Origin of the sequence: Sphingopyxis soli (genome assembly GCF_018682675.1) — a bacterium.
Lineage (GTDB): Bacteria > Pseudomonadota > Alphaproteobacteria > Sphingomonadales > Sphingomonadaceae > Sphingopyxis > Sphingopyxis soli.
Genome location: NZ_JAFMTR010000105.1, coordinates 1 through 23,636 on the forward strand (window position 1 = coordinate 1; position 23,636 = coordinate 23,636).

20 protein-coding genes, 1 pseudogene and 2 riboswitches are annotated in these 23,636 nt (G+C 67.9%); all 21 genes and pseudogenes read left to right on the forward strand.

Annotation, left to right across the window (positions count from 1 at the left end; genetic code table 11):
- Window positions 1-179, forward strand: a pseudogene (locus J1N50_RS17875) (16S rRNA (cytosine(1402)-N(4))-methyltransferase RsmH); the annotation flags it as partial.
- Window positions 173-784 carry a hypothetical protein gene (locus J1N50_RS15865; RefSeq protein WP_215355473.1) on the forward strand — a complete coding sequence of 204 codons (612 nt, stop codon included), beginning with the start codon at window positions 173-175 and terminating at the stop codon, window positions 782-784. The pseudogene J1N50_RS17875 and the gene J1N50_RS15865, both read left to right, overlap by 7 nt.
- A complete protein-coding gene (locus J1N50_RS15870) occupies window positions 781-2,472 on the forward strand; it encodes a peptidoglycan D,D-transpeptidase FtsI family protein (protein ID WP_215355475.1) in 1,692 nt (563 codons plus the stop codon). Before J1N50_RS15865 ends, J1N50_RS15870 begins: the two co-directional genes overlap by 4 nt.
- A complete protein-coding gene (locus J1N50_RS15875) occupies window positions 2,472-3,911 on the forward strand; it encodes a UDP-N-acetylmuramoyl-L-alanyl-D-glutamate--2,6-diaminopimelate ligase (RefSeq protein WP_215355477.1) in 1,440 nt (479 codons plus the stop codon). Before J1N50_RS15870 ends, J1N50_RS15875 begins: the two co-directional genes overlap by 1 nt.
- Window positions 3,908-5,284 carry a UDP-N-acetylmuramoyl-tripeptide--D-alanyl-D-alanine ligase gene (locus J1N50_RS15880; RefSeq protein ID WP_215355479.1) on the forward strand — a complete coding sequence of 459 codons (1,377 nt, stop codon included), beginning with the start codon at window positions 3,908-3,910 and terminating at the stop codon, window positions 5,282-5,284. Before J1N50_RS15875 ends, J1N50_RS15880 begins: the two co-directional genes overlap by 4 nt.
- Entirely contained in the window at window positions 5,284-6,354 is a 1,071-nt protein-coding gene (mraY, locus tag J1N50_RS15885; RefSeq protein ID WP_215355481.1) for a phospho-N-acetylmuramoyl-pentapeptide-transferase, read from the forward strand. The genes J1N50_RS15880 and mraY overlap by 1 nt, the downstream gene beginning before the upstream one ends.
- Window positions 6,351-7,670 carry a UDP-N-acetylmuramoyl-L-alanine--D-glutamate ligase gene (gene murD / locus J1N50_RS15890; protein ID WP_215355483.1) on the forward strand — a complete coding sequence of 440 codons (1,320 nt, stop codon included), beginning with the start codon at window positions 6,351-6,353 and terminating at the stop codon, window positions 7,668-7,670. Before mraY ends, murD begins: the two co-directional genes overlap by 4 nt.
- On the forward strand, window positions 7,663-8,913 hold the full coding sequence (locus tag J1N50_RS15895) for an FtsW/RodA/SpoVE family cell cycle protein (protein WP_215355485.1): 1,251 nt from the start codon (window positions 7,663-7,665) through the stop codon (window positions 8,911-8,913). Before murD ends, J1N50_RS15895 begins: the two co-directional genes overlap by 8 nt.
- The gene (gene murG / locus J1N50_RS15900) at window positions 8,910-10,094 is read left to right on the forward strand and encodes an undecaprenyldiphospho-muramoylpentapeptide beta-N-acetylglucosaminyltransferase (protein ID WP_215355487.1); all 1,185 of its coding nucleotides are present in this window, start codon (window positions 8,910-8,912) and stop codon (window positions 10,092-10,094) included. The genes J1N50_RS15895 and murG overlap by 4 nt, the downstream gene beginning before the upstream one ends.
- Window positions 10,094-11,524 carry a UDP-N-acetylmuramate--L-alanine ligase gene (gene murC, locus J1N50_RS15905; RefSeq protein ID WP_215355489.1) on the forward strand — a complete coding sequence of 477 codons (1,431 nt, stop codon included), beginning with the start codon at window positions 10,094-10,096 and terminating at the stop codon, window positions 11,522-11,524. Before murG ends, murC begins: the two co-directional genes overlap by 1 nt.
- Window positions 11,521-12,420, forward strand: coding sequence for a UDP-N-acetylmuramate dehydrogenase (gene murB / locus J1N50_RS15910; RefSeq protein ID WP_215355492.1), 900 nt, complete (start codon window positions 11,521-11,523; stop codon window positions 12,418-12,420). The genes murC and murB overlap by 4 nt, the downstream gene beginning before the upstream one ends.
- Window positions 12,417-13,343, forward strand: a complete 927-nt coding sequence (locus tag J1N50_RS15915) for a D-alanine--D-alanine ligase (protein ID WP_215355495.1) — start codon at window positions 12,417-12,419, stop codon at window positions 13,341-13,343. The genes murB and J1N50_RS15915 overlap by 4 nt, the downstream gene beginning before the upstream one ends.
- A 10-nt stretch (window positions 13,344-13,353) precedes the next feature.
- Window positions 13,354-14,295: a cell division protein FtsQ/DivIB gene (locus J1N50_RS15920; RefSeq protein WP_215355497.1), complete on the forward strand. Its 942-nt coding sequence runs from the start codon at window positions 13,354-13,356 to the stop codon at window positions 14,293-14,295.
- 3 nt (window positions 14,296-14,298) lie between these two features.
- Window positions 14,299-15,555, forward strand: coding sequence for a cell division protein FtsA (gene ftsA, locus J1N50_RS15925; RefSeq protein WP_058454620.1), 1,257 nt, complete (start codon window positions 14,299-14,301; stop codon window positions 15,553-15,555).
- Window positions 15,556-15,707: 152 nt separating this feature from the next.
- Entirely contained in the window at window positions 15,708-17,159 is a 1,452-nt protein-coding gene (ftsZ, locus tag J1N50_RS15930; protein ID WP_215355499.1) for a cell division protein FtsZ, read from the forward strand.
- A gap of 119 nt (window positions 17,160-17,278) precedes the next feature.
- Window positions 17,279-19,132 (forward strand): tetratricopeptide repeat protein, encoded by a 1,854-nt coding sequence (locus tag J1N50_RS15935; RefSeq protein WP_215355501.1) that lies wholly within the window; start codon window positions 17,279-17,281, stop codon window positions 19,130-19,132.
- The gene (locus J1N50_RS15940; RefSeq protein WP_215355503.1) at window positions 19,129-20,301 is read left to right on the forward strand and encodes a deoxyguanosinetriphosphate triphosphohydrolase; all 1,173 of its coding nucleotides are present in this window, start codon (window positions 19,129-19,131) and stop codon (window positions 20,299-20,301) included. The genes J1N50_RS15935 and J1N50_RS15940 overlap by 4 nt, the downstream gene beginning before the upstream one ends.
- Window positions 20,294-20,941 (forward strand): Rossmann-fold NAD(P)-binding domain-containing protein, encoded by a 648-nt coding sequence (locus tag J1N50_RS15945; protein ID WP_215355505.1) that lies wholly within the window; start codon window positions 20,294-20,296, stop codon window positions 20,939-20,941. The genes J1N50_RS15940 and J1N50_RS15945 overlap by 8 nt, the downstream gene beginning before the upstream one ends.
- A 58-nt stretch (window positions 20,942-20,999) precedes the next feature.
- Window positions 21,000-21,098, forward strand: a riboswitch (glycine riboswitch).
- Window positions 21,099-21,217: riboswitch (glycine riboswitch) on the forward strand.
- Window positions 21,218-21,270: 53 nt separating this feature from the next.
- Window positions 21,271-22,404: a glycine cleavage system aminomethyltransferase GcvT gene (gcvT, locus tag J1N50_RS15950; RefSeq protein ID WP_215355507.1), complete on the forward strand. Its 1,134-nt coding sequence runs from the start codon at window positions 21,271-21,273 to the stop codon at window positions 22,402-22,404.
- A gap of 3 nt (window positions 22,405-22,407) precedes the next feature.
- Window positions 22,408-22,779 carry a glycine cleavage system protein GcvH gene (gene gcvH / locus J1N50_RS15955; protein WP_215355509.1) on the forward strand — a complete coding sequence of 124 codons (372 nt, stop codon included), beginning with the start codon at window positions 22,408-22,410 and terminating at the stop codon, window positions 22,777-22,779.
- Window positions 22,780-22,816: 37 nt separating this feature from the next.
- On the forward strand, window positions 22,817-23,635 hold the full coding sequence (locus J1N50_RS15960; RefSeq protein WP_343227901.1) for a glycosyltransferase: 819 nt from the start codon (window positions 22,817-22,819) through the stop codon (window positions 23,633-23,635).
- Window position 23,636 lies beyond the last annotated feature (1 nt).

A 23,636-nucleotide genomic window follows, 5' to 3' on the forward strand; every position in this document is an offset into this window, starting at 1 on the left:
CCGCGCGTTCAACCCCCGCGCGGGCCGCAACTTTCCATACCCCGGCGCGCAAGGTGCGCCCCGGCAAGGCGGAGGAAGCGCGCAACCCGCGCGCGCGTTCGGCGACGCTGCGCAGCGCGGTGCGCACCTCGGCCCCCGCCTGGCCCGAAAATTCGACGAAGGAGTCCATGTCATGCTGATGGCGGCGCGCAAGCTACAGGGGATCGGCCTGGTCCTGCTCGTGCTCATCTTCGCGATGATGCTCTACCCCGTCTCGCTCAAGGTGGCGGCGACGCGCAGCGAGCTGACGCGCGTCGAGCGGCAGATCGACCGGACGCGGGCGAACATCCGCTATCTCGAATCCGAACTCGCGGTGCGCGCTTCGATGCGGCAGCTCGAACAGTGGAACGCGGAAAGCTTCGGCTATTCGGCGCCGTCGGCCTCGCAATATCTCGCGAACGAACGCCAGCTCGCTTCGCTCGACGGTCTGCCGCGCGCCCGCGGCGCCAATGACGTCGCCCCGGTGCTGATGGCCATGGTCAGCCCGGTGGGCGCGCCCGCCGCGACGCCTGCCGTAACCGGGGACGCGGGTGCAAAGCCTGTGGCCAAGCCGGTCACCGCCAAGCCCGTTATCCTTGCGCAGGCCGAAGCCGGCGTCCGCAGCGACGTTGCGCCGCGCATGGCGCCGACCCGCCGGCGCGAACAGCTGAAGATGATCGAGGACCAACTCCTCGCCGAATCGACGCTCGCCGACCTCAAGAAGGCGGCGGCGCGCGAAGCGAAGGAGGGCAAGTCCGCCCAATGAACACGCTGGTCGTCCGTCCGACCCGGGTCCGAACCGCAGGGGTGCGTCAGCAGATCTTGCTGACCGCGCAGCAGCGTCTGATGATGCTGATGCTGCTGTTCATGGCGGCGTTTTTCCTGATTTCGGTGCGCCTGCTCTATTTCGCGCTGTTCGACACCTCGTCGGGGCACGGCAATGGCTCGGCGGCGTTCATTCCCGCACGCGCCGATATCGTCGATCGCAACGGCGTGCCGCTGGCGCGGACGATCGACGGCTATTCGATCCGCGTCGTGCCATCGAAGCTGCTCAACAACCGGCAATATCTGGCCGACGAACTGGTCAAGATCTTCCCCGACACGCCGCGCGAGGAATTCGTCGCCAAGCTTTCGGGTTCGAAACCCACCTATATCCGCCGCCGCGCGCTGCCCGACCAGGTCGCGGCGGTGAACGCGATCGGCGACGTCGGCTTCGACTTCCCGCGCGAGAAGGAACGGCTCTATCCGCAGCTCACGCTCGCGGCGCACGTCCTCGGCTTCACCGATGCCGAGGGTCATGGCGTCACCGGCATTGAGGGCGCGTTCGACAAGCGGCTGACCGACAAGGCGACGCGCGGCGAGCCGCTGACGCTGTCGATCGACGCGCGCGTCCAGGGAATACTCGAGAGCGAGCTTTACAACGCGGTCACGAACCTCGAAGCGATCGGCGGGGCGGGCGTCATTCTGGATGTCCACACCGGCGAGGTGCTGGCGATGACCTCGCTCCCCACCTATAATCCGAACAAGCTGGTCGCCGCCGACGCGCCCGCCCGCCGGAACGCCGTGACCTATAATCTCTACGAACTCGGGTCGACGTTCAAGCCGCTGTCGATCGGCGCTGCGATCGACGACGGCGTCGTCACCAGCATGGCGCGCCGCTATGACGCCAGCCAGCCGCTCGCGATCGCGGGCTTCCGCATCCGCGACAGCCATCCCGGCCGCTGGTACAATGTCCCCGAAACGCTGATCCAGAGCTCGAACATCGCGACCGCGCGCATCGCCGACGAACTCGGGCGCGAAAAGATGGAAGCGCTCTTCCGCAGCCTCGAATTCAACAAGCGGCCGGAGATCGAACTCAAGGAGCGCGCCTTTCCCCTGTGGCCCAAAGAATGGGGCCGCCTGTCGACGATGACCACCGCTTATGGCCATGGCATCGCCGTCACCCCGTTGCATCTCGCCAGCGCCTATGCCGCGCTTGTCAATGGCGGCCTCTGGCGCCCCGCGACGCTCGAAAAGCTGGGCGACAAGGCGCCGCCGCCGGGCCGCCGCGTGTTCAAGGCGTCGACCAGCGCGCGGATGCGCCAGCTTCTTCGCCTCATCGTCACCGACGGCACCGGCAAGCAGGCCGATGCACCGGGTTTCCGGGTCGGGGGCAAAACCGGATCGGCTGAAAAGCCGGGGGTCGGCGGCTACCGTCGCAGCTCGGTCGTCGCGACGTTCGCCGCCGCCTTCCCCATGGACAATCCCCGCTATGTCGTCATCGCGATGGTCGACGAGCCGAAGGGCAATGCCTATAGCTCGGGCCAGCGCACCGCCGGCTGGACCGCAGCGCCGGTGGTCAGGAAAGTGGTGATGCGCGCGGGGCCGATGTTGGGCGTCTATCCCGACGAAAGCCGCGATGTCGACGTATCCGAACTCATTCCGCTCGTACGGAGAGACGGGGAGGGGGAATAATGCGTCTCTCCGCGCTGCTCGGCGATCATGGCGCGGCAGGCGAGGGTCCGGTGGTGACCGGCCTCGCGATCGACCATCGCAAGGTCGCGCCGGGCACGATCTTCGGCGCCTTCGTCGGCGAGAAATTCAACGGCGAGGATTTCATCCCGGCCGCGATCGCTGCCGGCGCCATTGCGATCGTCGCGCGGCCCGAGGCCAGGGTCGAGGGCGCGGTTCATATCGCCGACGCCAATCCGCGCCGCGCCTTCGCGCATATCGCGGCGCGCTTTTTCCATCGCTTCCCGGCGACCTGCGTGGCGGTGACGGGAACCAACGGCAAGACCTCGACGGTCGAGATGACGCGCCAGCTCTGGCGCATGGCGGGCTTCAACGCCGCGTCGATCGGGACGCTCGGCATCACGACGTCGCAGGACAGCGCCTCCACGGGACTCACGACCCCCGACATCGTCACCTTCCTGTCGAATATGTCGGGGCTGGCCGCCGAGGGCGTGACGCATGCGGCGTTCGAGGCGTCGAGTCACGGGCTCGACCAGTACCGCACCGAGGGACTGACGGTGAAGGCGGCGGCCTTCACCAATCTCAGCCACGACCATCTCGACTATCATGGCACGATGGAGGCCTATCTGGCCGCCAAGCGCCGCCTCTTCACCGAAGTGGTCGAGCAGGATGGCGCGGCTGTCGTCTGGGCGGACGACGAATATTCGGCGCCGGTGATCGAAGCGGTGAAGGCACGCGGCGTACGCCTGTTGACCGTAGGCGCGCATGGCGAGGCGCTTCGCCTCGTCTCGCGCGAACCGACCCAGCTCGGCCAGTCGCTCGTCATCGCGGCGGGCGACCTCACGCAAAAGGTGAATCTACCGCTGATCGGCGCCTATCAGGTCGCGAACGCGCTCGTTTCGGCGGGGCTCGTCATCGCGACCGGCGGCGATGTCGGCCAGACGCTTTCGAACCTTGCACGGCTTCAGCCGGTACGCGGCCGCCTCGAGCGCGCCGCGATCACCAGGGCCGGCGCGCCGGTCTATATCGATTACGCGCATACCCCCGATGCGATCGAGGCGGCGCTCGACGCGTTGCGTCCCCATGCGGCAGGCCGTCTGATCCTCGTTTTCGGCGCGGGCGGCGACCGCGACCAGGCGAAACGGGCCGAGATGGGCCGTGTGGCGGCCGCCAAGGCCGATATAGCGATCATTACCGACGACAATCCCCGCGGCGAGGATCCGGCGTCGATCCGTGCCGCGATTGCCGAGGGCGCGCCGGGCGCCGAGGTCATCGGCGACCGCCGCGCCGCGATCGCCGCCGCGATTGCCGAGGCTCGCGCCGACGACATCGTCTGCATCGCGGGCAAGGGGCACGAACAGGGCCAGATCGTCGGGCGCGGCGAGGAAATGCGGGTCATTCCGTTCGACGACGTCGCGGTCGCGCGCGAGGAGGCGGCATGACCGCGCTCTGGACCGCACGCGCCATCGCTGCGGCGACCGGCGGGACCGCGGCTTCCGACTTCACCGTAAACGGCGTCGCCTTCGACTCGCGCGAAGTGACGAAGGGCGACCTCTTCATCGCGATGAAGGGCGAAGCGACCGACGGCCACAAGTTCATCGACAAGGCAATCGCCGCGGGAGCCGCGGGCATCGTCTGCGAGACCGAAATCGACCACCCGCACGTCCGCGTCGCCGACAGCGCGGCGGCGCTGAACGCGCTGGGCATTGCATCGCGCGCGCGCAGCCACGGCCGGATCATCGGCGTCACCGGCTCGGCGGGCAAGACGGGGACGAAGGAGGCGCTGTTCGCCGCGCTCGATCGCTTCCGGCCCGGCAAGGCGCACCGCTCGGTCAAAAGCTACAACAATCATGTCGGCGTTCCGCTCAGCCTGTCGCGCATGCCCTCGACCGCCGACTTCGGCGTGTTCGAGATGGGGATGAACCATGCCGGCGAGCTCGCGGCGCTGACCCGCATGGTGCGGCCGCACGTCGCGATCGTCACCACCATCGCCCCCGCGCACATGGAGTTCTTCAGCGGCGAAGAGGCGATCGCCGACGCGAAGGGCGAGATTTTCGAAGGGCTCGAACCCGGCGGCACCGCGATCGTGCCGTTCGACAGCCCGCATTACGCCCGCCTCCGCGCCAAGGCCGAACAGCACGCCGCGCATATCGTCAGCTTCGGGTTGGGCGAGGGCGCCGACGTCCGCGCGGTCGACTGGCTTTCCGACGGGCAGGGCGGCTCGCTCGTCACCGCGCAGGTGCAGGATGCGCTTCTCTGCTTCACCATCGCGCAGGCGGGCGCGCATTGGGTGTCGAACGCCATGGCGGTGCTCGCGGCGGTGAAGGCGGTCGGCGGCGACCTGCCCGCGGCGGGGCTCGCCTTTGCCGAGATGGGCGGGCTCGCGGGGCGCGGGGCGCGTCATCGGGTGCCGGTTCCCGGCGGCCATATCCTCGTCATCGACGAGAGCTACAACGCCAATCCTGCTTCGATGGCCGCAACGATCGGCCAGTTGGCGACCGAATCCGGTGACCGGCGGATCGCGATTCTCGGTGCGATGCGCGAGCTTGGCCCGGGCAGCGAGGCCTATCACCGGGGGCTCGCGGCTCCGCTCGTCGCGGCCGGGGTGCAGTTCGCCCTGCTTGTCGGCGAAGAGATGGCGCCGCTCGCCAAAGCGCTTGAGGGGCGTATCGATTTCGAGCATGTGGCCGCGCACTCGGCCGCGACTGGGCGGCTGAAGGACTTGATCCGCCCCGGCGACACGGTGCTGGTCAAGGGGTCGAACAGCGTCGGCCTGTCGCATGTCGTGACGGCGCTGACCAACGGGGATTATTGATGCTGTACTGGCTGGCGGAATGGCTTGGCTTTCCGGGGGTTCTCAATCTCATCCGCTATCTGAGCTTCCGCTCGGGCGCGGCGGTCGCCACGGCGCTGATCATCGGCCTCTGGATCGGGCCGCGCTTCATCCTCATGCTGCGGATGCGGCAGGGGAAGGGGCAGCCGATCCGCGACGACGGCCCGCAGAGCCACCTCGCGAAAAAGGGCACGCCGACGATGGGCGGGCTGATGATCCTGATTTCGCTTATGATTTCGGCTTTGCTGTGGATGGACCTGTCGAACCGTTTCGTCTGGGCGTGCATCTTCGTGACCGGTGGCTTTGCGCTCGTCGGCTTTCTCGACGATCTCGACAAGGTGACGAAATCCAGCCACCGCGGGATTCCGGGGCGCGTGCGCCTGCTGGTCGAATTTCTGATCGCCGGGGTCGCGGTGCTGCTGATCGTGTCGCGCACCGGCACCGACCTGTATCTGCCTTTCTTCAGCGGCATCGTGATCCCGTTGGGCCCGCTCTATTATGTTTTCGCGATGGTGCTGATCGTCGGTTTCGGCAACGCGGTGAATCTCACCGACGGGCTCGACGGGCTCGCGACATTCCCGGTGATCATCGCCAGCCTGACCTTCCTCGTCATCGTCTACCTGTCGGGCAACGTGAAGTTCGCTGGCTACCTCGGCATCCCGCACGTCCCCGGCGCGGGTGAACTTGCGGTGTTCGCCGCCGCCATCATCGGCGCGTGCCTCGCCTTCCTGTGGTTCAACGCGCCCCCGGCGGCGGTGTTCATGGGCGACACCGGCAGCCTCGCGCTGGGCGGCGCGCTCGCGACGATCGCGGTGACCGCGCAGCACGAGCTCGTCCTGGTCCTCGTCGGCGGGCTGTTCGTGGTCGAGGCGCTGTCGGTGATCATCCAGGTCTTCTGGTACAAGCGGACGGGCAGGCGCGTCTTTCGCATGGCGCCGATCCACCATCATTTCGAACAATTGGGCTGGCCCGAATCCACCGTGGTCATCCGCTTCTGGATCGTCTCGATCGTCCTCGCGCTCGCGGGGCTCGCGACCTTGAAGCTCCGGTGATCACCTCGCGCGTCTTTGCCGGCCGCCGTTACGCGGTGCTGGGACTGGCGCGCTCGGGGCTGGCGACCGTCGAGGCGCTGATCGCCAGCGGCGCGGGGGTCACCGCATGGGACGACCGCGAGGAGGCGCGCGACGATGCGATGGCGCTGGGCGCCGACATCGGCAATCCGCTCGATATCGACCTGATCGGCTTTGCGGGCGTCGTCGTCTCGCCCGGTGTGCCGCTCAACCGCCACCCGATCGCCGCGCACGCGCGCGCGGCGCACGTGCCCGTGATCGGCGACATCGAACTCTTTGCGGAGGCGGAGGGCGATCTGCCGCCGCACAAGGTCGTCGGCATCACCGGCACCAACGGCAAGTCGACCGTCACCGCGCTGGTCACCCACATGCTCGAAAGCGCGGGCTTGCCGACCCTGATGGGCGGCAACATCGGCTTGCCGATCCTCAGCCGCGAACCGTTGATCCCAAATGAAAACGGCGTCGGCGTCTACGTCCTCGAGCTGTCGAGCTACCAGATCGACCTGTCGCATAGCCTAGCCTGCGACGTCGCGGTGCTGACGAACCTCAGCCCCGACCATCTCGACCGCTACGACGGCTTTGCGGGTTATGCCGCGTCGAAGGCGCGGCTCTTCGGCCTCCAGCACCGCGATCAGGTCGCGATCGTCGCGACCGACGACGATCCGTCGCGGATGATTGCGGGGCGCATCAATCATCGTCTCCATCGCGTCTCGGCAAAGGATATCGATCCCGCCGATCAGGCGCGCTGGCCCGCGCTGCAGGGCCCGCACAATGCGCAGAATGCCGTCTGCGCGATCGCGGTCTGCCGCGTGCTCGGACTCGACGACGAACAGATCGAGCGGGGGCTCGCGACCTACAAATCGCTCCCGCACCGGATGGAATTGGTCGGCGAAGCCCATGGTGCCCGCTGGTTCAACGACAGCAAGGCGACCAACGCGGCTTCCGCTGCACCGGCGCTGGCGGCTTTCCCGCCGGCGCCGGACCAGCGTCTTCACTGGATTGCCGGGGGGCAGGCCAAGGGCGACGGGCTTTCCGCCTGTCGTCCCTGGTTCGGACACGTCAAGCGCGCCTATCTGATCGGCGAAGCGATGGACGCCTTCGCGGCCGAGATCGGCGACGCGATCCCGGTCGAGCGCTCGGGCGACCTTGCGGCCGCGGTGGGGCAGGCGGCGGCGCTGGTCGCGCCGGGCGACGTCGTGCTGCTTTCGCCGGCCTGCGCCTCGTTCGACCAGTTCAAGGATTATGAGCAGCGGGGGGACATGTTCCGCGAGCTTGTCCGGGCGCTGGAGCATGAGTGACGATATGCGCGGGGGAACCGAACCGATGGATGCAGCCGAACGACCGGTGATCGCGGCAACGACGCGGACGGCGAAGCGGCGCGGGCCGCGCCTGAGCCGCGCCGACCGCACCCCGCTTGGCCTGTGGTTCTGGGAAATCGACCGCGTCTTGCTGCTGCTCGTCTCGATGCTGATCGCGACCGGGCTCGTCGCGGTGGCCGCGGCGTCGCCCGTGGCGGCGCAGAAACTGTCGACCGCGACCGCCAGCCTCGACCCGCTCTATTATTTCTATCGCCAGCTCATGTGGGTCGTCGTCGGCGTCCCGGTGATGCTCGCGGTGTCGATGCTGCCCAAGGCGCAGGCACGGCGCTTCGCCATCTATGGCACGATCGTTTTCATGGCGCTGCTGTTCCTCGTGCCGTTGATCGGCACGACGGTGAACGGCGCGCAGCGCTGGCTTGGCAGCGGCATCTTCCGCCTCCAGCCTTCCGAGTTTCTGAAGCCCTTCTTCGCGGTGACGCTTGCGTGGATCCTGTCGCTGCGCCTCCACGACCAGAGCCTTCCCGTCGTGCCCTTGTCCTTCCTGCTCACGGGCGTCATCGGGGTGTTGCTGATGGGCCAGCCCGACCTTGGCCAGACGATTATCTTCATCGGCACCTGGCTGGTGCTCGTGATGGTCGCGGGGCTTTCGATGCGGATCATCGGCGTCCTCGCCGCGAGCGGTCTTGCCGGGATCGTCGTCGCCTATTTCACCTATTCGGTCGCGCACCAGCGCATCAACAGCTGGCTGTTCGGCGAGGGCGACAGTTTCCAGGAGGACAAGGCGCACGCGACGATCACTGCCGGCGGGCTGATCGGCTCCGGACCCGGTGCGGGGCTCGCCAAGTTCAAGCTGCCCGAAGCGCACACCGACTATATCTTCTCGGTGATCGGCGAGGAGTTCGGGATCATCGCCTGCATCGCGATCGCGGTGCTGTTTCTCGCGATCATCGTCCGCGTGCTGGTCCGCCTGCTCGACGAGGAGGACAGCTTCCTGATCCTCGCGGTCGCGGGGCTGATTGCGCAGTTCGGCGGACAGGCCACGATCAATATGGCGGTGAACACCCAGTTGTTCCCGTCGAAGGGCATGACCCTTCCCTTCATCAGCTATGGCGGCTCGTCGTTCATCGCTTTGTCGATCGGCATGGGTTTGCTCTTGTCGCTGACCCGCCGGAACCCCTATGCGGCGCGGGTGTCCCTCACCCGCAACTGGAACAATAAATGACAGCGACCCGCCACTTCCTCCTCGCCGCCGGGGGAACCGGGGGGCATATGCTGCCCGCCTATGCCCTCGCGGGCGAGCTGATCGCGCGCGGGCATCGCGTGGCGCTGGTCAGCGACGATCGCGGCCTCAAGATTCCGGGCGCCCCTGCCGAGCTCGAAACGCATGTCCTTCCCGCCGGCCGCGTGTCGGGCGGCCCCGTCGGCTGGGTCAAGGCGGCGCTCGCGATCCGCAAGGGGCGCCGCATGGCCATCGACCTGATCGGCGAATTCGACCCCGCGGTCGTCGTCGGCTTCGGCGGCTACCCATCGCTTCCCAGCCTGCTCGCGGCGGGTGCGACCAGCCGCCCGCGCGTCATCCACGAACAGAATGCAGTGCTCGGCCGCGTCAACCGGTTGATGGCGCCGCGCGTCGATGCGGTGGCGGTTGCCTATCGCCATATCCAGCGCTTTCCGGCGGGGCATGAGCTCAAGAAGCATATCACCGGCAACCCGGTGCGCGACGAAATCATCGCGATCCGCGACGACGGCTTCCCGCCGCTGCCCGAGGACGGCATCGTCCGCCTGCTCGTCGTCGGCGGCAGCCTGGGGGCGACCGTGCTGAGCGATGTTGTCCCCGCGGCAATCGCGATGCTGCCGCGCGCGCTGCTCGACCGGCTGCAGGTCGTCCAGCAATGCCGCGAGGACGATATCGAAACCGTGCGCGCCAAATATGCCGAACTCGGCGTCGCTGCCGAATGCGCACCCTACATCAGGGATTTTCCTGAGCGGCTGCGCTGGGCGCATCTGGTGATCGCCCGCGCGGGCGCATCGACCGTCGCCGAGCTCGCCTGCGCCGGGCGCCCCGCGATCTTCGTTCCCTATCCGCACGCGATGGACAATCACCAGACCTATAATGTCGTCGATCTGGTCGAGGCAGGCGGGGCGATTTCGTTTCAGCAGCCCGATTTTACCGCCGCCGGGGTCGCGAAGCATATCCAGCGCATGGCGCTCGAACCCGGCGCGCTCGAAGAGGCGGCCGAGCGCGCCGCGAGCTGCGGCCTGCCGAATGCGACGCGCGACCTTGCCGATCTGGTGGAATCGCTCGCGGCGCCGCCGATGATGGACGTGATCCGCGTCGGATCGCCTTCGCGCGGCGCTGCGGTTGCGTCCGGCGTCGCCGCGACGCGGGCGGGAGAACGCTGATGCGCGGCGTTGCGACCGATATCGGCGTCATCCACTTCATCGGCATCGGCGGCATTGGCATGTCGGGGATCGCCGAGGTGATGCACAATCTCGGCTATCAGGTGCAGGGCAGCGACATCGCCGACTCCTATGTCGTCGAGGGTCTGCGCAAACGCGGGATCAAGGTCGCGATCGGCCACGATGCGTCGAACGTCGACGGCGTCGCGGTCGTCGTCACCTCCACCGCGGTCAAGCGCGGCAACCCGGAGGTCGAGGCGGCGCTCGCGCACCGCATCCCCATCGTCCGCCGCGCCGAAATGCTCGCCGAGCTGATGCGTCTGAAGTCGACCGTCGCGATCGCCGGCACGCACGGCAAGACGACGACGACCAGCCTCGTCGCGGCGCTGCTCGATGCGGGCGGGATCGACCCGACGGTGATCAACGGCGGCATCATCAACAATTATGGTTCGAACGCGCGCCTCGGGGCGAGCGACTGGATGGTGGTCGAGGCCGACGAGAGCGACGGCAGCTTCCTGCGCCTCGACGGCACGATCGCGGTCGTCACCAATATCGATCCCGAACATCTCGACCATTATGGCAGCTTCGACGCGATCAAGGACGCCTTCGTCGAGTTTATCGAGAATGTGCCCTTTTACGGCGCGGCGATGCTCTGTCTCGACCACCCCGAGGTGCAGGCGATCATCCCGCGCATCCGCGACCGCCGCATCGTGACCTACGGCTTTTCGGCGCAGGCCGACGTGCGCGGCACCAATGTGACGCCCGGCCCCGACGGCAATCGCTTCGACGTCGTCGTGCGCGACCGCGACGGCAACAGCCGGACGATCGAGGGCATCCACCTGCCGATGTCGGGCCGCCACAATGTCCAGAATGCCCTCGCCGCTGTTGCGGTCGCGCTGCACATGGGCGTCAGCGACGACAAGATCGCCTCGGGCTTCAACGGCTTTGCCGGGGTCAAGCGCCGCTTCACCAAGGTCGGCGAGATCGCGGCCGAAGGCGGCGTCGTAACGGTGATCGACGATTACGCCCACCACCCGGTCGAGATCCGCGCCGTGCTCTCGGCCGCGCGCGAGGGGGCCGGGGCCGGGCGCGTCGTCGCGGTCGTCCAGCCACACCGTTTCACGCGGCTGCGCGATCATATGGACGATTTCCAGCAGGCGTTTAACGACGCCGACATGGTGCTCGCGCTCCCCGTCTATGCGGCGGGCGAAAGCCCGATCGAGGGTGTCTCGTCCGATGCATTGGTCGCGGGCCTGCGCGATCGCGGCCATCGCCATGCCTCGACCGTTGCCGACGCGACCGCACTCGCAGCGAATGTCGCGGGGGGGGTCAAGGCGGGCAGCCTGCGCGGCGGCGACATGGTCATCTGCCTCGGCGCGGGCGACATCACCAAAATGGCGGCAGGTTTGGCCAGCGCGGTGGAGGCGGTATGAGTGCCGCCGAAACCCTTCCCGCGGTGCGCGGCAAGCTGACGCCGAAGGCACCGCTCGCCCCGCTCGTCTGGTTCAAGTCGGGCGGCCCCGCCGACTGGCTGTTCGAACCCAAGGACGCCGACGACCTTGCCGGTTTCCTCGGCGACCTCGATCCGGCCATCCCGGTGATGGCGCTCGGCCTCGGTTCGAATCTCATCGTCCGCGACGGCGGTTTTCCGGGCGTTGTCGTCCGGCTCGGCAAGGCCTTTGCCAAGGTCGAGGTGATCGACGCGACGACCTTGCGCTGCGGCGGCGGTGCATCGGGCATCCTCGTTTCCTCGACCGCGCGCGATGCGGGGATCGCGGGCATGGAATTTCTCCGTTCGATCCCCGGCACCGTCGGCGGTTTTGTTCGGATGAACGGCGGCGCCTATGGCGGCGAGGTCAAGGATATCCTGACCGAGTGCGACGTCGTGCTCCGTTCGGGCGAGCGCCGCACGCTTGCGCTTGCCGACCTCGGCTACACCTACCGCCACAGCGAGCTGCCCGACGGCGCCGTCGTCATCGGCGCGACCTTCCGCGGCCGTCCCGGCGAGACGCAAGCCATCCAGGCCGAGATGGACCGCATCTCGGCAAGCCGCGAGGCGTCGCAGCCGCTGCGCTCGAAGACCGGCGGCTCGACCTTCAAGAACCCCGAGGGGCACAAGGCTTGGCAGCTTGTCGACGCGGCCGGGTGTCGCGGCCTCACCGTCGGCGGCGCGCAGGTCAGCGAGAAGCACACCAATTTCCTCATCAACACCGGTGAGGCGACGAGCGCCGATATCGAGGCGCTCGGCGAGGAAGTCCGCCGCCGTGTCAAGGACAAGAGCGGCATCGAATTGCAATGGGAGATTCAACGCGTGGGTAAGCCCGTATGAGCCGGGGTCCGTGGCATGTCGCCGTCCTGATGGGCGGCTGGTCCGCCGAACGCGAAGTGTCGCTGATGAGCGGCAATGGGGTCGCCGACGCGCTGGAATCGCGCGGGCACAAGGTGACGCGCATCGACATGGGCCGCGACGTCGCGCTGCGGCTGGCCGAGACGAAGCCCGACGTCGTGTTCAACGCGCTCCACGGCGTCCCCGGCGAGGACGGCACCGTGCAGGGGATGCTCGACCTGATGGGCCTCAAATATACCCACAGCGGCCTCGTCACCTCGGTGATCGCGATCGACAAGGAATTGACGAAGCAGGCGCTGGTGCCGCATGGTATTCCCATGCCGACGGGGACGATGGTCGACAGCGAAAACCTGTTTTCAGTCGACCCCCTGCCGCGCCCTTACGTGCTGAAACCCGTCAACGAAGGCTCGTCGGTCGGCGTCGCGATCGTCAAGGACGACAGCAATTATGGCAATCCGATTGCGCGCGATGCGGTCGGTCCCTGGCAGGAGTTCGACCGGCTGCTCGCCGAGCCCTTCATCAAGGGACGCGAACTGACTGTCGCGGTGCTCGGCGACCGGGCGCTCGGCGTCACCGAACTGCGTGTGAAGTCGGGTTTCTACGACTATGACGCCAAATATACCGAGGGGCTGACCGAGCATGTCTGTCCCGCCGAGGTGCCGGGCGACATCGCGCAGCGGATGAAGGATCTGGCGGTGCAGGCGCACCGCCTGCTCGGTTGCAAGGGGGCGTCGCGCTCCGATTTCCGGTGGGACGACGAGCATGGCCTCGCGGGCATCTTCCTGCTCGAGGTCAACACCCAGCCCGGCATGACGCCACTCAGCCTCGTGCCCGAGCAGGCGCGCGCCATCGGCATGGACTACGCCGAACTCGTCGAACGCATCGTGGGGGAAGCCCTGTCATGAGACTGAAGTCATGAGCAGTACGAAGATCAAGCGCGGCAAGGCACCGCCGCGGCGCCCCGCGCGCACGACGAAGAAGCGGCGCTCGGTCCGGACGTCGCGCCTCAACGCGGTGATCAATGCGCTGCCCGTATCGCCGCAGCAGCTTCAGCGTGTCGCCAACTGGACGATCGGCCTCGGCCTCGCCGCGATGGTCGCGCTCGTTGCCCATGCGACCGGCGTCACCGCGAAAATTCACGAGGAATATGCGCAGGCGGTCGGCCGGGCGGGTTTCATGGTCAAGAAGGTCGAGGTTGTCGGCGCCGACCGCATCGACCGGCTCAAGGTCTATGATATCGCGCTCGCGCAGAAAGACCGCTCGATGGCGGCGGTCGATCTGGAGGATGTGCGTCACGACCTGATGCAATATGGCTGGATCAAGGACGCGCGTGTCTCGCGCCGTCTGCCTGACACGCTCGTCGTCGACATCGTCGAACGCTCGCCTGCCGCGATCTGGCAGCATAATAATCGCCTGTCGCTGATCGACGAAAAGGGCGTCGTGCTCGAACCCGTCAGCGTCGCGACGATGCCCGATCTGCCGCTCGTCATCGGGCCGCGCGCGAACCAGCGCGCACAGGACCTCGAACGCCTGCTCGCCGAGGCAAGCAGCCTCAAGGAACTGCTCGCGGGGGCGACCTGGGTCGGCAACCGCCGCTGGGATCTGCGCTTCCGCAGCGGTGAGACGCTGTCGCTTCCCGAGGGCGAGAGCGAGGCCAAAGCCGCGCTTGCCCGGTTCGCCCATATGGACGGCGCCAACCGGTTGCTCGGGCGCGGCATATTGCGCTTCGACATGCGCGACCCGTCGCGTTTCGTGCTACGCTTGCCGCACGAAGGGCAGGTGGCGCCGACAAAGCTCGAAGACGCGCGGGACGCGGTCGACGCCGTTGCCGCGGCCAGCTCGGCGGAGAAAGGATAAGCCATGGCGCCGCCGCGCATCGAAAAGATCATCACCGCGCTCGACGTCGGGTCGTGGAAGGTCTGCGCGCTGATCGCGGGGCAGACGGCGGATGGTGCGCTCCATGTCCTCGGCACCGGCCAGCGCGAGAGCCGGGGCGTCCAGCGCGGCTATGTCGCCGACATGGAACAGACCGAGCATATCGTGCGCGAGGCGATCGAGCAGGCCGAACGCATTGCAGGGCTAAACATCGACGACGTCTGGGTCAGCTTCTCGGCGGGCAGCCTGCTGAGCGATGTCGCGCCGATCGAGAGCGAGCTGGGCGGCCACCGCATCGAGCAGGAGGATATCGACGACCTGCTCGCCGCGGGACGCGCCGGCATCGACCCCGAGGGACGGATGATCCTGCACGCGCAGCCCGCGCTCTACACGCTCGATGGCCTCACCGGGGTCAAGAATCCGATCGGCCTTCACGCCGATCGGCTCGGCGTCGACATCCACATCATCATGGCCGACGGCGCGCCGGTGCGGAACCTCGAGGCTGCGGTGCGGCAGGCGCATCTCGACGTCAACGCGGTCGTGGCGTCGCCGATCGCCGCAGGGCTCGCCTGCCTGTCGGACGAGGAGCGCGACCTGGGCGTCGCGCTCGTCGAGCTTGGTGCGGCGGTCACCACCGTCTCGCTCTACGCGGGGGGGATGCTGGTCGAAATGGCGTCGCTGCCCTTCGGCGCCAGCGACATCACCGACGATATCGCCTCGGCCTTCGGTATCCGGCGCAGTCAGGCGCAGCGGCTCCAGAGCTTCTATGGCTCGGCTTCGGCCAGTCCGCGCGACAATAACGAGATCATCGAACTCGACCCTTCCGCCCCCGCGGGGTCGGACTCGCCGCGCATCACGCGTGCGCAGCTCGTTGCGGTCATCCGCCAGCGCCTCGACGCGATGATGGGCGACGTCGGCAGGACGCTGAAAGACCTGCATTTCGTCGGCCCGGTCGGCCGCCAGGTCGTGCTCGTCGGCGGCGGCGCCGATCTGAAAGGGATCGCCGACTATACCCAGAGCGCGCTCGGCCGCGCCGCGCGCATCGGTCGGCCGCGCGGTCTGCACGGCCTGCCCGATGCGCATTCGGGGCCCGCTTTCGCGACGCTCGCGGGACTGGTTCTCTACGCCGCGTCCGACCCGGTGGACCTTCGCGACCTGCCGATGATGGCGCAGGATGTGTACCGGCCGAAGAGCACCGGGATCATCAACCGTTTGATGGCCGCTCTCAAGAGCAGTTTTTGATGTCCAGTAGGCGAAAAGGTTAATTTTTTGGGTGATTCCGAGGTCACAATAGTGCAATGCAATACCAGAATGCCGGACGGTGGGACTGACGTCCGGATGGGTCGCAAGGTGAGGGAAGCGGCGCAGGTCCGCCGCTGCAGGGAGATTAGTGGATGAGCATCAATATTGGCCCGCCGCAGGTCGATGAACTGAAGCCGCGCATCGCGGTCATCGGGGTCGGCGGCGCCGGGGGCAATGCCATCGCCAACATGATCGCCTCGCGCGTCGAGGGCGTCGATTTCGTCGTCGCCAACACCGACGCGCAGGCGCTGAACGCATCGCCGGCCGAGCGCCGCATCCAGCTGGGGACGCAGATCACCCAGGGTCTGGGCGCGGGGTCGCGTCCCGAGGTCGGCCGCGCGGCCGCCGAGGAAAGCATCGCCCAGGTCGAAGAGGCGCTGAACGGCGCGCATATGTGCTTCATCGCGGCGGGCATGGGCGGCGGCACCGGCACCGGTGCGGCGCCGGTGATCGCCAAGGCGGCGCGCGACCGCGGCATCCTGACCGTCGGTGTCGTGACCAAGCCCTTCACCTTCGAGGGTAATCGCCGGATGCGCTCGGCCGAGGCCGGCATTGCCGAGCTCCAGGATCATGTCGACACGCTGATCGTCATTCCGAACCAGAATCTCTTCCTCGTCGCCAACCCGAACACGACCTTCAAGGAAGCGTTCACGATGGCCGACGAGGTGCTCCAGCAGGGCGTGCGCGGCATCACCGACCTGATGGTCATGCCCGGCCTCATCAACCTCGACTTCGCCGACGTGCGCAGCGTGATGCGCGAGATGGGCAAGGCGATGATGGGCACCGGCGAGGCCGAAGGCGATGGCCGCGCGCTCGAGGCGGCGCAAAAGGCGATTGCCAACCCGCTGCTCGACGGCGTGTCGATGGCGGGCGCGAAGGGCGTCATCATCTCGATCACCGGCGGCGAGGACATGCGCCTGATGGAGGTCGACGAGGCGGCGAACCACATCCGCGAGCTGGTCGACCCCGATGCGAACATCATCTGGGGCAGCGCCTTCAACGAGGGGCTTGAGGGCAAGATTCGCGTGTCGGTCGTCGCGACCGGCATCGACGGCACCGGCGACGTCGCGGCCCCCGCGGCGGCGATGACGCGCGGTTTCTCGTTCCAGCCCGCGCGTGCCGCGGCGCCTGCGCCGGTCGCCGAGGAAGTGCTCGTCGAACCCGAGGCCGAAGAAACGCCGGTCGAGACGGCCCCCGGGGAATTCGCCAGCGATCCTGCGCCCGGCTTCTCGCTCGGCGAAGCGCCCGAGGTTCGTGCTGCCGAGGTGGCAGAGGAGGAGCCGATGGAATTGTCGCAGGTCGCGGCGACCTATGACGATACCGCCGACGAACTGGTACTGAGCGAACCCGAGGCTCCGGCTGGCGACGCCGGCCCGGAATCGACGGTTCCTGCCGAAGAGGCGCCGACGCACTCGCTTGGCGGCGGTACGCTGTTCGAACGCATGTCGCGCCTCTCGCGCGGCGGCGGCGCGGCCGAACGGGACGAGGACAAGGACGACGCGGTCGACCTGCCGCGTTTCCTCGGCCGCCAGAACAACCAGTAACAGGGCAGCGATCGGCCGCCCGTCAGGGCAAGGCAGGCCGACAAGCGGGATGATCTGACTTGCCCCTGCGGCACAAGACACGGAAGACCGGGCCCCGGCGGACGCGGCGCTTCGCTGCCATGGTCGGGGCTCTTTTGCTTGGCACCGGAATCGCGGCGCCGATCGCGGCGATGCAGGCGGCGACGCCCGACGCGGCGACGCGCGCCGCGCTGGAAAAGCGCACCGCGGCGCGGACGATGCTGTCCTCGGCGGTCAGCCGCCTCGCGACCAACGCCAACGACACGGCGGCGCTCCTCGACGCGGGTAGCGCCTCGATCGAGCTCGAGGATTATCGCGCGGCGATCACCTTTCTGACCCGCGCCGAACAGGCCAGCCCGCGCGACGGCGCGATCAAGGCGGCGCTTGGTTCGGCGATGGTCCATATGGAAACGCCGACGCGCGCGCTCGACTATTTCGGGGAAGCCCAGCTTCTCGGCGCACCCGAACGGCTGTTCCTTGCCGATCGCGGGCTCGCGCGTGACCTGCTCGGGCAGCAGGATGCGGCGCAGCGCGATTACCAGCTCGCTTTGTCGATCGCGCCGAACGAAGAAACCGTCCGCCGCTATGCGCTGTCGCTGGCAATCAGCGGCGAACCCGATCGCGCCATCCAGTTCCTGACGCCGCAGCTCAAGGCGCAGGATCGCGCGGCGTGGCGCCTGCGCGCGATGATCCTTGCGATCAACGGCCGCAACGACGAAGCGACCGAGATCGTCAACGCAACAATGCCCGCCGCGCTCGCGCAGAATATCATCCCCTATCTGGTCCAGCTAGATCGGCTCAACCCCGCGCAGCAAGCGGCGGCCGCCCATTTCGGCCGGTTCCCGAGCGGCCAGCTCGGCCCGCCGCGCAAACCGGTGCAGGTCGCCGCCGCGACCCCGCCGCCGACCCCGGCGCCAGCGGCAACGGGAAAGCGCGGAAAGCCGCCCGCCGCGACACCAAAGCCGACCCCGAAAGCGGCGCCGACGGCGACGCGCCAGCCGGTTCTCGCGAGCGCCGAGCCGCTTCCTCCCGGTTTTTCGCCGACGCCGAAACCCGCGGCCGCGTCGCCGGTCCCCGTCCGCGCCGAGCCCGATCCGCCGGGCTTTTCGCCCACGCCCAGGCCGGCGCCGACCTCGACGGCGGCGCGTCAGCCGCCTCTCGCGAGCGCCGAGCCCAATACCCCGGGATTCTCGCCGACGCCGAAGCCGGCGCCCGCGCCGGCACCGGCCGAAACGCAGCCTGCAGCGACCCCTTCGCCGCCGCGCCCGGCCGCGGCCGTCATCGCCCCGGCGCCGGCATCGACGGTTCCGCCCGCGACTACGACCGACCCGGCGAAGAGTCCGGTTGGCCCGGGTTTCTCGATCAACGATCTCGGCAAGCCCGCTGCCGCCGTCGAAACGGCCGCCGCCCCGCCGCCACCCGCGCCGCCTCCGTCGCCCGCGGCGAGCGTCGATCCGGCGCCGCTGGCTTCGCTGGCGGCGATCGCCAGTTCGATCGAGATTCCGACCGAGGAGCTTGCGCAGGCCGACAATGCGATCGGCGCCGACACGCTCGCGAAGCTGCGCGAAGAGAAACGACGCGCCGATGCCGCCGAGGCCGCGAAGCGCGAGAAGGACGAGGCAGCGGCGAAGGCCAAGGCGGAAGCCGATGCGAAGGCCAAGGCCGAAGCCGCGGAAAAGAAGGCGAATCCCGCTCGTCTCTGGGTCCAGATCGCGACCGGCGCCAACCCGAAGGCGCTGGCGACCGACTTCGGAAAGTTCGCGAAGAAGAGCCCCGATCTGTTCAAGGGCAAGGCGGGCGCGACGACCGAATGGGGCAAGACGCGCCGCCTGCTCGTCGGCCCGTTCAAGGACAAGAAGGCCGCGCAGGACTGGCTGGCGAGCTACAAGAAGGCGGGCGGCGACGGCTTCCTCTTCAACAGCGAAGCCGGCCAAGACGTCGATCCGATCAAATGAGCGTTGCCGCCTGCGCCAGCGACCCGGCGCGCAGCCGCGGGCGATGGCATGACGAACCGGGCCGCGTGGTGCGCGGGCCGCGCGATATGTTCCAGCGCGACCGCGACCGCATCATCCACTCGATCGCCTTTCGCCGTTTGCGACACAAGACGCAGGTCTTCGTCGCGCCCGACGGCGACCATTACCGCGTCCGCCTGACCCACAGTATCGAGGTCGCACAGATCGGGCGCGGCATCGCGCGCGCGCTCGGCCTCAACGAGGATCTGACCGAGGCGCTGTGCCTCGCCCACGACATCGGGCATCCGCCCTTCGGCCATGCCGGAGAGGATGCGCTGAAGGCGGCGATGCGCGATCATGGCGGCTTCGACCACAATGGTCACACGCTGCGCACGCTCGCGCGGCTCGAATGCCCCTATCCCTCGTTCGACGGGATCAACCTGACGTGGGAAACGCTGGAGGGGCTTGCGAAGCACAACGGCCCGGTCCGCCATCCGGGCTGGGCGCTCGCCGACATCGACGGCGCGTTTCCGCTCGACCTTGCGAGCCACGCCAGCCTCGAGGCACAGATCGCGGCGGTCGCCGACGATATTGCCTATGACAATCACGATATCGACGACGGGCTGCGCGCCGGGCTTCTCGACCTCGACCAACTCATGGACCAGCCGTTCGTCGCCGCCAATTTCCGGGCGGTCGAGGGGCGTTTTCCCGGTGCGCCGCGCGACCGGCTGCTCCGCGAGCTGGTGCGCGACCAGATCGGCGTCATGGTCAACGACGTGATCGCCGCGACCGAAGCCAATGTCGCAGCGGCAGGGGTGGATAATGTCGACGAGGTGCGCGCGGCGGGCCGCATGCTGGGCCGTTTCTCGCCCGATCTGGCGCGGCAGGAGCGCGACCTCAAGCGTTTCATGTACGCCAACCTTTATCACCATCCGTCGCAACTCGCGGCGGCGGCGGGCGCGAAACAGGTGATCGCGCGGCTGTTCGAGGCCTATGCGAATGACCCTTCGTTGATGGGCGACGATTGGTCGTCGCGCCTCCCCCGCGAAGAATGCGCGACAATCCGCCATATCGGCGACTATATTGCGGGCATGACCGACCGCTTCGCTATCGACCGTTACGCCGCGATTTTCGGCCGCGACGCAGTGCCCGACGCGCTGGCGCATGTCTGACGCGCTGCTCGTCGGTGCCACGGGGATGGTCGGCGGTGCGGTTATCGCCAACGCCGACGCGCTTCAATTGACGATTCTCGCGCGGCGCGAAACGGCCGGACTCCTGCCGCAGCACAAGCTGCTGGTGGCGCCGCCCGCACAGTGGGGCGAGCTTGTCGCCGCCGAACGACCGGCGATCTTCATCTCCTGCCTTGGCACGACGATCCGGCAGGCCGGGTCGCGGGCGGCGTTCCGCGCCGTCGACCACGATCTCGTCCTCGCGGCGGCGCGCGCCGCGAAAAAGGGCAGCGCGCGGCAGGCGATCGTCGTCAGTTCGGTCGGCGCATCGGCGAAGGCAGGCAATTTCTATCTGCGCACCAAGGGCGAAACCGAGGATGGGCTGCGTGCGCTCGGCTTCGAGCGGCTCGATATTCTGCGCCCCGGACTGCTCACCGGCGAGCGGCAGGGACCGGCGCGGGTCGGTGAGGGGATCGCGATGCTCGCGGCACCGCTGACCAACGCGCTGCTGCATGGATCCTTGCGCCGCTACCGCTCGATTCCGGGCGAAACGGTCGCGCGCGCGATCGTCGCGCTGGCCGGGCGGAGCGATTCCGGCGTGCAAATCCACGAAAACGACGCAATCCGCGCGCTCGCCGATTGACTCCGTAAAGGGCCAGCGCCAAGGCTGACCTGTCTGTCGAACCCCGCGAAGGGATTCGACCGGCCGCGCGGGAGAGCGCGGGGCAGGGCAACCTGACCCGCCACCGAAGGAGCAACCGCCCCGGAAACTCTCAGGTCAAACGGACCGCGCTGGCTGGAACGGACACTCTGGAAAGCGTTCCGGCCGCCCAATCGGGTGACGATCGGAACCACCGAAGGGGTAACTCCATCGTCCGATGGAGGAAAACTCTCAGGTTCCCGTGACAGAGGGGGCATGGCGACAGGACGGCACCGGGCCGCGCCTCGTCATGTCAACCGCGGGAGACTGATATGAGCGAAACCGAACAGGCGGGCGAGGAAGCGGTCGGGACCGAGACCCTGCCGCTCGACGCCTGGCACCGTGCGAAGGGGGGCCGCATGGTCGAATTCGCCGGTTATTGGATGCCGATCCAGTATGAAGGCATCATGGCCGAGCATCTGTGGACGCGCGAGAATGCGGGTCTGTTCGACGTCAGCCACATGGGGCAGCTCGCGCTGAGCGGTGAGGGCGCCGCCCAAGCGCTCGAAGCGCTGGTGCCAGGCGATATTTCGGCCCTGAAACCCGGCCGGATGCGCTATTCGCTGCTGCTGAACGAAGAGGGTGGCATCCTCGATGACCTGATGGTCACCAACGAGGGCGACCAGCTCGGCATCGTCGTCAACGGCGCGGTGAAGTGGGAGGATATCGGCCACCTGCGCGAATATCTGCCCGACGATATCACCCTCAACCACAGGGACGATCACGGCCTGCTCGCCTTGCAGGGGCCAAAGGCGGTCGATGCGCTCGCGCGGCTGGTGCCCGAGGCGGCGGGGCTTGTGTTCATGCAATACACGCGCGCAGCATGGAACGGCCATGCGATCGGCATCAGCCGGTCGGGCTACACAGGCGAGGACGGCTTCGAAATCTCGCTCCCGAACGAAGCGCTGGCCGCCTTCGCCGACGCGCTGTGCGCGATGGACGAAGTGAAGCCGATCGGCCTCGGCGCGCGCGATTCGCTGCGCCTCGAAGCCGGGCTTCCGCTCTACGGCCACGACCTCGATGAAGAGATCGATCCGGTCGAAGGCGATCTGGGCTTTGCGATCAGCAAGCGCCGCCGCGAGGAAGGCGGCTTTCCCGGCGCGGCGCGCATACTCGGCCATCTGGAGGGCGGCGCGCCGCGCAAGCGCGTCGGCCTGCTCGTCGATGGCAAGCTGCCCGTCCGCGAGGGCGCGAAGCTGTTCGACGGCAACACCGAAATCGGCGTCGTGACGTCGGGCGGCTTCGCCCCCAGCGTCGGCGCGCCCATCGCCATGGGCTATGTGCCGCGCGACCACGCCGTGCCGGGAACCGCGATCGCCGCCGAGGTTCGCGGCAAGCGCGTGCATTGCACCGTCGCCGCGATGCCCTTCGTTCCACACCGCTATGTCCGCAAACAGGGAGGCTGACCGATGCCGCGTTATTATACCGAAGAGCATGAATGGATCGACGTCGACGGCGACGTGGCGACCGTCGGGATCACCGACTTCGCGCAGAGCCAGCTTGGCGACATCGTTTTCGTCGAGGTTCCCGACACCGGCGCCGAACTCAGCGCGGGCGGCGACGCTGCGGTCGTCGAATCGGTGAAGGCGGCGAGCGACGTCTATGCGCCGGTCGACGGTACCGTGACCGATGGCAACGGCCAGCTCGAGGAAGACCCGGCGCTGGTGAACAGCGACCCCGAGGGTGAAGGCTGGTTCTTCCGCATGACGCTGAGCGACAAGAGCCAGCTCGACGGGCTGATGAACGCCGACGCGTACAAGGCCTTCATCGCCGATCTGTGACGCCATGGTCCCTCCCGCGCGGGAGGGTGGAGGATGTGTGAGTAGCGACGCCGCGCTTGCCGACTGCCGCCTGATGGTGGCGACGCCGATCTATGACGGCGCGCAGGGCAGCTATGTCCGCGCGGCGCTCGATTTGGCGCTGCGTGCGCAGGCGGCGGGCATCGCGGTGCGCTTCGAATTCATCCTCTACCAACCGGCGATCGGCCGCGCGCGTGACCTGCTCACCGCCATGTTTCTGGCCAGCGATTGCACCCATCTGCTGTTCGTCGATGCGGATATCGATTTTTCGGTCGACGATGTCTTTTCGCTGATCGGGGCGATGGCGGCGAACCCCGACGTCGGCGTGATCGGCGGTGCTTGTCCGCGCCGGATGATCAACTGGAGCAATGTCGCGCGCGCGGTCGAGGCGGGGCTCGCCAAGGACGATCCTGCCGATCTTGCGCGCTATGCGGGCGATTTCGCGCTGCATTTCCTGAATGAAGGGGTGAGCTTCAGGCTCACCGAGCTTGTCGAGTTGTCGCGGCTCGGCACCGCGATGATGCTGATCCGCCGCGCGGTGCTCGAAGCCATGCGCGGCGCGCTGCCCGACGTCGTCTTTCGTCCCGATCCCGGCGAGCGCCAGGCGCACGGGCTCGGCGAAACCGAACCGTCCTTCTTCTCCCCGCTCATCGATCCCGAAACCCGCGCCCTGCTGTCGGACGACTATGCCTTTTGCCGCCGCGTTCGCGACGCGGGTTTCCGGATATGGCTCGCACCCTGGATTCGCACGACCCACGCCGGCCCCGCCGTCTTTTCGGGGACGCTTGCCGATACCGCCCGTCTTTTTTCAACGAAACCCGCTTCTTCTCCGGAGTAGT